Genomic DNA, 7,988 nt, shown 5'->3' on the forward strand with positions numbered 1-7,988 from the left:
GCGGGGGCCGGCGGGGCCGGCTCGGGGAGGTCCGGCGCCTCGTCCTCCAGGGCGGCCAGCTCGGCGACCGCGGCCTTCGGGTCCGGCGCCCCCGCCGCGGCGAGCACCCGCAGCACCTCCGCGTCGCCCTGCCGCTCCAGGCCGCGCAGTACGTACGCGGCGCGGGCCGGTCCCGAGAGCCGGGACAGCAGCTGGTCCAGGGCGAGTTCGTCCGCCCCGCCGGCCCTCGGGAAGAGCCGCAGCCCCCACACCTGCGGCAGCAGCGGCGGCAGCTGCGCCCGGCGCGGCACCGCGAGCCGCCGCAGCGGCAGCCCGGCCACCAGCGCCTGCCGCAGCACCTCGCCCCGCACGTACGCGTACCCGGGATCCACCGCGTCCTCGGCCCGCCGGGGCTCCGGCACCGCGGGCCCGGGCACCCGTCGGCGCGGCAGGGCGCGCTGCGCGAGCGCGTGCGCGGTCAGCACCCGCCGGTTGCGGCCCATCGTGGGCGGCAGGACCAGATAGGCGATGCGGACGAGGCGCGGATAGCGCTCGACGAGGGCGGCCTCGGCCTGCTCGACGTCGACGGGGCCCACGGGCGAGGGAACGAGATCCTGGGTGCTCACGTTCAGCAGAACGAGCGATTCTTCCGATGGTCACCCCGGCCGGACCCCGCGCCCCCTCAGGCCGCGTACACCGTCAGCCGCTCGCGGATCAGCTCGGTGAGCTCGTCCGGGACGCCGAGACCGTCGCGGACGTACGCCTCCATCGAGCCGTGCCGGTCCGCCACCTCCTCCAGCCCGGCGTCCAGGTAGTCGGGCAGCACGCCGATCATCGCCAGCGCCAGCTCGGGGTCGCCGCCCTGGGTGACGAAGCCCTCGATCATCGGCGCGAACGCCTGCCGCACCGCCGGATTGACCCCCAGGTACTCCTCCCGGACCACCGTCTCGTCCGCCCCGAGCAGGGCGAGCACCACCGTCGCCGCCCAGCCCGTGCGGTCCTTGCCGGCCGTGCAGTGGAAGAGCAGCGGCCCGGCACCGGGCGTGCCCAGCTCGGTGAGGAGCGCCCGGTAGGAGGCGCGGGCCGAGTCGCTGGTGACGAAGGCGCGGTAGGTGCGCCGCATCGCCTCGCGGATCCGGCCGCCGCCCAGGTGACGCTCGGCCAGCGCCGGATCGGTGAGGAGCGTCTTGAGCCGGGCGGCCGGCGGCAGCCCGCTCGCGGCCAGGTGGTCGGCGAGCACGTCCGCGACGAGCAGCCGCGCGTCCTGGGGAAGCCGGTCCGGCCGGTCGGCCCGCTCGGCGGCGGTCCGCAGGTCGACGACGGTCCGCAGCTTCAGACCGGCCACCGCCGGCTCCTCCGGCTCCAGCCGGTCGAGCTGCGCCGAGCGCAGCACGAGCCCGGACCGGACGGACCGTCCGCCGCCCAGCGGGAGGCCGCCGAGGTCCCGGAGGTTGGCGACGGAGGTGGCGGGAATCGCGGGCATGGTGTCGGGCTCCTCCCGTTGCACGGCTTTCCTCCCGACCGTAATCGCCTCCGGCCCGCCCGGCACCACCAGCCCGTGGCCGGCGGCCGGACGGGGCCCGAAGTAGTCCGGTCCGTACCACCGGCAGGCGGTCTGTCCGGCCCCGGCGGCGGGTGGCAGCATGTCCCCGATGACGACGTCCCGGTCGCCGCTGCGCACCCTGAGAGCCGCCCTGTTCGCGGTGGTGTGCGTCGTACTGGCAGCGGTGGGGCATTCGTCCATGTCTGCGCACGCGCTCGACCCGCGCACCCTCCTCACCGCCTTCGCCGTCACGGCCGCCGTCGCCTGGTGCGCGGCCGGCCGCCGCCGCGGCCCCGCCGCCTACGCGGGCGGCACCCTCGCCGCCCAGGCCGCCCTCCACCTGGCCTTCTCCCTCACCGGGGCCCACACCCCGCCCGCCGGGGGAGCGGCGACCGGGACGGCCCACCCGCCCTCCCACCTGGGCCACCCGGACCACCTGGGACACGAGGCCCACTCCGGCCCCGAGGCCGCCACCACCGCCGACACCGTCACCCGGACGCTCACCGAGACCGCCACCACCCCCGACGGCCTCGCCGCGCTCCTCGCCCCCGTCGCCGACGGCGGCCCCGGCATGCTCGCCGTCCACGTCCTGGCCGCCCTGGTCTGCGGGCTGTGGCTGGCCCGCGGCGAGGCGGCCTTCCTCGCGCTCGCGGAGGCCGCGCTCACCCCGCTGCGGCACCTCCTCGCCGTCCCGCTCGGCCCCGTCGCCGTCCGCGCCGACCCGCGCCGCCCGGTCCGGCGGCCCCGCCGGAACGCCCGGCGCCCGCACGTCGTCGTCCTCGCGCACGTCCTCTCCCGGCGCGGCCCGCCCCGGCCCCCCGTTCCCCGCGCCACGGTCCTCGGTCCGCTCGTCTGACGCCGGGGGCCGCCTCCCCCTGCCCGAACGGCAGGGCCAGGGCGTGTCTTTCGGAACATGCCGGGCTCGCGACGCCTGGCACGCACGCTCGCCGCGTTGTCGTCGGTCGCCGATGCTCCGCATGGGCTCCCTCCTCCGCCTTGCGAGCGCACGCACCAGACGCCGCGAGCTGATCCGCCCTGCTCCGAAAGACACGCCCAGCCCCCCTCACGAGACACCGAGGACAGTCATGACCATCGACGATCCCGCACGCCCCGACACGGCCGAGGCACCCGCCCCGCCGCCCCGCCCCGCCCCCCGCGGCGCCCTGCGCGCGCTGCGCCCGCTCCTCCTCCGGCTGCACTTCACCGCCGGCCTCCTCGTCGCCCCCTTCCTCCTCGTCGCCGCGCTCAGCGGACTGCTCTACGCGCTCTCCTTCCAGGCCGAGAAGATCGTGTACGCGCACGAGCTGGAGGTTCCGGTAGGCGACACCGTCCTGCCCCTGGACCGCCAGATCGGCATCGCCCGCGAGGCGAACCCGGACGGCACCGTCACCGCCGTCTGGCCCGGCGCCGAACCCGGCGCGACCACCCGCGTCCTGATGGCCGACCCCGACGCCCCCGAGGGCACCTCCCTCGCCGTCTTCGTCGACCCGTACACCGGCGAGGTGCGCGGGCAGCTGCCCAGCTACGGCAGCGGCGGAGCCCTCCCGCTGCGCACCTGGATCGACGGACTCCACCGCGACCTGCACCTCGGCGAACCGGGCCGGATCTACAGCGAACTCGCCGCGAGCTGGCTCTGGGTGCTGGTCCTCGGCGGCCTGGTCCTCTGGTTCGCCCGGCGCCGCACGAAGCGACGGGCGCTCCTGCTGCCCGAGGGCGGTCCCCGGTCCCGCCGCCGCACCCTGTCCTGGCACGGCTCGGTCGGCCTCTGGGCGGCCCTCGGCCTGCTGCTGCTCTCCGCCACCGGCCTGACCTGGTCCCGGTACGCCGGCGAGAACATCGGCACCCTCCAGGACGGTCTCGGCGGCGCCACCCCCACCCTCTCGGCGGGCGCCACGGCCGGCGCCGGCGGCGAGCACGCGGGCCACGGAGCAGGCCACCAGCCCCCGGCCGGCACGCCGCGGGGGGCCGACATAGGCGTCGACCGGGCGGTCGCCGCCGCCCGCGCCGCGGGACTCGACAGCGCCTGGCTCGCCGTCACCCTGCCCGCCGAGGGCAGCGGTTACGTGGTGAAGGAGACCGACAAGCAGTTCCCCGTCGAGCTGGACTCGGTCGCCCTGGACCCGGCCGACGGCACCGTCCTGGACCGGCTCCGCTTCGCCGAGTACCCGCTCCTCGCCCAGCTGACCCGGATCGGCATCGACGCGCACACCGGCGTCTTCCTGGGCCTCGCCAACCAGCTGGCGCTCGCCCTCCTCGCCCTCGCACTGGTCCTGATGACCGTCTGGGGCTACCGGATGTGGTGGCTGCGCCGCCCCCGCCGGCCGGTCGGCCGGGGCGCCTGGCGGAAGGTGCCGGTGACGCTCCTGCTGCCGCTCGCGGCGGTGGTCGCGCTGATCGGCTGGTTCCTCCCGCTGCTCGGCGTGAGCCTGCTGCTGCTCCTGGCCGCCGAACTCGTCCTCACCCTGGTGGCCCGGGCGAGGACGGGGCGGACGACCGTCTCCTAGGGGACGGTCAGGGCAGGTACTTGTAGCCGACCCGCCGCACGGTCTGGATCGTGTGGCGGTGCTCGGCGCCCAGCTTGCGGCGCAGCCGGGCCACGTGGACGTCGACGGTGCGCCCGTCGCCCACGTGTCCGTACCCCCACACCGTCTGCACCAGCTGGTCGCGGGTGTGCACCCGGTGCGGATGGGCCACCAGATGGGCGAGCAGCTCGAACTCCAGGTACGTCAGGTCGAGCGCCCGCCCGTCGACGGTGGCGATCCGCCGCTCGCCGTCGATGCCGACCGGCCCCTCGGGGACGGCCCCGGGTTCGGGCTCGGCGGGAGCGGGCGGCTGCTGGTCGGCCGGCAGCAGGACCAGGTAGCCGACCATCGGCGGCCGGCCCGGCAGGACCGGCAGGGCGTGCGGCGGGGCGGGCAGCAGCGTGGCGCCCGGCGGGAGGAAGTCGGCGACCCGGGCGAGCCCGGCGACCTCGTCGGGGGCGACGGCGCGCAGGCGGGGACGGGGAGCGGCAAGCGGGGCGGCAACAGCCTGGGTGTGGGCCATGGGAGGACTCAGCTCTCTCGCGCGAGGTGCGGGACGGACCGGAGGTCGTACGTCATGCGTCATGCGCGTCGGCCGAAGGCCGGGGGACCGGAGTATGCCGGTCGTGGCTTTAGAGGGCCGACGCGTTCCTCACGCGCCGACAGCACCGGTCGAAGTCGTGGTGCTGACGGGAAGGCCAGAACGGCTCGAGGTCGAGTCGACCCCTCGCGCTGTCGTTCCGCTCCTTGCTGGCCATATCCCTATTGAACCAGAAGGGAACGACCCTGAGCAGCCCCGGGGCGGCCAAATCCCCTGTTGTCCTGCCCACATGGCGCATGCCGTCCCGCCCACACGGCGAAAAGGGGCGCCCACCGTACGGAACGGTGGGCGCCCCTTCACGGGAAGCGCGTCTGCGGGACGATCAGACCTGGCCGGCCTTGGCCAGCGCCTCGCAGCAGGTGTCCACGATGAGGCGGGTCACCACGTACGGGTCGACGTTCGCGTTCGGGCGACGGTCCTCGATGTAGCCCTTCTGGTCCTGCTCGACCTGCCACGGGATGCGGACCGAGGCGCCGCGGTCCGAGACGCCGTAGGAGTACTCGTCCCACGGGGCGGTCTCGTGCAGGCCCGTCAGGCGCTCGTCGATGCCGGCGCCGTAGTTCTTGACGTGGTCGAGCGGCTTCGAGCCCTCGCCCAGCGACTCGCAGGCGGTGATGATGGCGTCGTAGCCCTCGCGCATCGCCTTGGTGGAGAAGTTGGTGTGCGCGCCCGCGCCGTTCCAGTCGCCCTTCACCGGCTTCGGGTCCAGCGTCGCGGAGACGTTGAAGTCCTCGGCCGTGCGGTAGAGCAGCCAGCGGGCGACCCACAGCTGGTCGGAGACCTCCAGCGGGGACAGCGGGCCGACCTGGAACTCCCACTGGCCGGGCATGACCTCGGCGTTGATGCCGGAGATGCCGAGACCGGCGGTGAGGCAGTTCTCCAGGTGCGCCTCGACGATCGGACGGCCGTGGATCTCGTCCACGCCGACGCCGCAGTAGTAGCCGCCCTGCGGGGCCGGGAAGCCGTTGACCGGGAAGCCGAGCGGGCGGGTGCCCTCGAAGAAGGTGTACTCCTGCTCGATGCCGAAGATCGGCTCCTGGGAGCCGTACTTCGCGGCGACCTCGGCCAGCGCGGCACGGGTGTTGGACTCGTGCGGCGTCATGTCCGTGTTGAGGACCTCGCACAGCACCAGGATGTCGTCGCCGCCGCGGATCGGGTCCGGGCAGGAGAAGACCGGCTTGAGGACGCGGTCCGAGGCGTGGCCCTTGGCCTGGTTGGTGCTGGAACCGTCGAAGCCCCAGATCGGCAGCTCCGCCAGCGGCAGACCCTCGCCCGCGATGATCTTCGTCTTGGAGCGAAGCTTCGCGGTCGGCTCGGTGCCGTCGATCCAGATGTACTCAGCCTTGAAGGTCACGGGGTCATCCTTAGGGCGTGGCGTGCTGCTGCGGGTGTCCGCGGCGGCTCGCGGCGCTGCGAGAAGCTGCGGGTCGGCGCCGAACGCCCGGCCGGTGACCCGGCCCGCCGCCCGTGGCGCCTTTCGTGTGACCGCAGCTTCGCAACACGGGATTTCCCTTCGGTTGCCCGTTTGTGAACCCCGTGTTACTCAGCCTTCCTGCGTTTCGCGCGCCGCCTGTGCGAGACCGTGCGCGTCCAGCAGCGCGCCGAAGCCGGCCGCGCGGATCCGCCGCACCAGCTCCTCGCGCGAGGTGCCCAGCGCCTCGGCCGTCCGGCCCGGGTGCCAGTCGCAGGAGGCCAGCCTGCGGAGCAGGTAACCCCGCCTGACCTGCGCGTCCGACAGCCGGAAGGTCTTCAGATAGGCCGTCCGCCTCTTGTGGTCGGTGATCAGCTCGCCGATGTGCTGCTCCCGGCCGTCCCGCAGGAACGGCGGCAGGAACCGGTACAGCGCGAACCGCCCGGCCCGGTGGACCCGCTCGAAGGCGTACGGCGTCTCCAGCAGGTCCCGCGCCATCAGCCCGTCGTGCGCCACCGCCCAGCGCCGCTCCTGCTCCCGGGCCGCCGCCCGCAGGTCCGCGAGGTCCCGGATCCCGCCCGCGCCGTCCCGGATCCGGGCCGCGAACTCCGGCACCGGACCGCCGTAGTGCGCGTACTGGTGCACCAGCTCGCCGAACAGGTCCTCCACCAGGGTCGGGTGCAGCAGCCGGTAGTCCTCCGGATGCGGCACGACGAAGGCCGCGGCCAGCGAGTCCGCCGCGTACACCATCACCCCGCACTGGCCCGGGTGCAGCTCGAAGATCCGCAGCGCCTCCGCGAGCCCCGGCACGTCCACGCCCGCGTACGCCGCCTCCGCCCGCGGCGACAGACCCCGCCGCAGCGCCTCCCGCGACCACTCCTGCCACAGCACGGAGGGCCCGCCGAAGTGCAGCGAGAGGTACCCGTCCAGGGCGAGGTGGAGCGGCAGGAAGCGCAGCCGCCGCTCGCCGTGCCGCCGCTTGGCGAGCCGGTGGTGCGGGGCGCGCAGCGGCACGGCGGCCGGCGGCCCGTCGCCGAGCCCGGTGCCGTAGGCCGCCTCCTCCCGCTCCGCCCCCGACCAGTCCGCGACGAAGCCGTGCGGGACGTAGGAGGTGTAGACGGTGCCGTCGCCGACGTCGACGGCGGAGGGACCGCGGCCGTCCGCGCCGCCCCGCTCGTACACCTCCCGGCGCAGCCGCAGCCCCTCGACCGGCTCGGCCCGCACCAGCGGCACGAGCCGGATCCCGCCCCACACCTGCGCGGGCCGCACGTCCAGCCCGGTCAGATCGATCCGCGTCACGCCCGCTCCCCCTTCGCGTGGGCCGCGAGGAAGTCCGCCACCCGACGGTCCAGATAGGCGCGCAGCTCCGTCAGACCGGTCCGCCCCTCCGCGAAACCGGCGATCTCCACCAGCGCCGGCAGGTCCTCCGCGTCCCGGATGCCGACCGCGGGCACCGAGGGCCCCAGCCGCCGCACGTCGAACGCCCCGGCGTCGTATACGGGGTTCACATGGACCACCGCCGTCCGCCGCTCCGGATCCAGCCGGGTCCGCCAGACCCGCAGCACCTCGCCCGCGAGCCCCGGCGGGGCGTTGTCCCAGCCGTCCGAGACGACCACCAGCCGGTCGGGCCCGCCGTCGAGCGCGTCGAGGATCCGCAGCCCCAGCGGCGTGGGCCCGTACGGCCGGACCAGCAGCGGATCCGTCCCGCCCGAGGTCCACAGACCGGTGTACGCCCCCGGCGCCGCCAGCGCCTCCAGGAGGAAGTGGCAGCCGAGCGCCACGGCCAGCGGCCGGCGCCGCTTCACCGCCGAACCCGACGAGGAGAAGCTGTCGTCGAGGACGGCCGCGACCCGCCCCCAGCTCCCCGCGTACGGCCCCGCCGCCCGCAGCGCCGCCGCCCGCAGCGCCCCGGTCAGCTCGGCCCGCCGCGCC

6 protein-coding genes and 2 pseudogenes are annotated in these 7,988 nt (G+C 75.4%); 2 read left to right on the forward strand and 6 right to left on the reverse strand.

What is annotated here, in order from left to right; all coding sequences use genetic code 11:
* Nucleotides 1-605 (reverse strand): annotated as a pseudogene (locus tag IE321_RS39620) (hypothetical protein); the annotation flags it as partial.
* 56 nt (nucleotides 606-661) lie between these two features.
* Complete coding sequence (locus tag IE321_RS39625; protein ID WP_043232671.1) at nucleotides 662-1,462, reverse strand: tyrosine-protein phosphatase; 801 nt, start codon at nucleotides 1,460-1,462, stop codon at nucleotides 662-664.
* 169 nt (nucleotides 1,463-1,631) lie between these two features.
* Between IE321_RS39625 and IE321_RS39630 the strand changes: the two genes are divergently transcribed.
* Nucleotides 1,632-2,378: a hypothetical protein gene (locus tag IE321_RS39630; protein WP_190226504.1), complete on the forward strand. Its 747-nt coding sequence runs from the start codon at nucleotides 1,632-1,634 to the stop codon at nucleotides 2,376-2,378.
* Between the two features lie 229 nt (nucleotides 2,379-2,607).
* A complete protein-coding gene (locus tag IE321_RS39635) occupies nucleotides 2,608-4,026 on the forward strand; it encodes a PepSY-associated TM helix domain-containing protein (RefSeq protein ID WP_190226502.1) in 1,419 nt (472 codons plus the stop codon).
* Nucleotides 4,027-4,033: 7 nt separating this feature from the next.
* Here IE321_RS39635 and IE321_RS39640 read toward each other — a convergent pair whose 3' ends face one another.
* The 4 genes and pseudogenes from IE321_RS39640 to IE321_RS39655 all read right to left on the reverse strand — a co-directional run.
* Nucleotides 4,034-4,567 carry a winged helix-turn-helix domain-containing protein gene (locus IE321_RS39640; RefSeq protein ID WP_043222845.1) on the reverse strand — a complete coding sequence of 178 codons (534 nt, stop codon included), beginning with the start codon at nucleotides 4,565-4,567 and terminating at the stop codon, nucleotides 4,034-4,036.
* 400 nt (nucleotides 4,568-4,967) lie between these two features.
* The gene (gene glnII, locus IE321_RS39645; RefSeq protein ID WP_043222847.1) at nucleotides 4,968-5,999 is read right to left on the reverse strand and encodes a glutamine synthetase; all 1,032 of its coding nucleotides are present in this window, start codon (nucleotides 5,997-5,999) and stop codon (nucleotides 4,968-4,970) included.
* Nucleotides 6,000-6,188: 189 nt separating this feature from the next.
* The gene (locus tag IE321_RS39650) at nucleotides 6,189-7,355 is read right to left on the reverse strand and encodes an ARPP-2 domain-containing protein (protein WP_190226503.1); all 1,167 of its coding nucleotides are present in this window, start codon (nucleotides 7,353-7,355) and stop codon (nucleotides 6,189-6,191) included.
* A pseudogene (locus IE321_RS39655) lies at nucleotides 7,352-7,988 on the reverse strand (hypothetical protein); the annotation flags it as partial. The pseudogene IE321_RS39655 and the gene IE321_RS39650, both read right to left, overlap by 4 nt.

It is taken from the genome of Streptomyces hydrogenans, from assembly GCF_014656075.1.
In the GTDB taxonomy this organism is placed as follows: Bacteria; Actinomycetota; Actinomycetes; order Streptomycetales; family Streptomycetaceae; genus Streptomyces; species Streptomyces hydrogenans.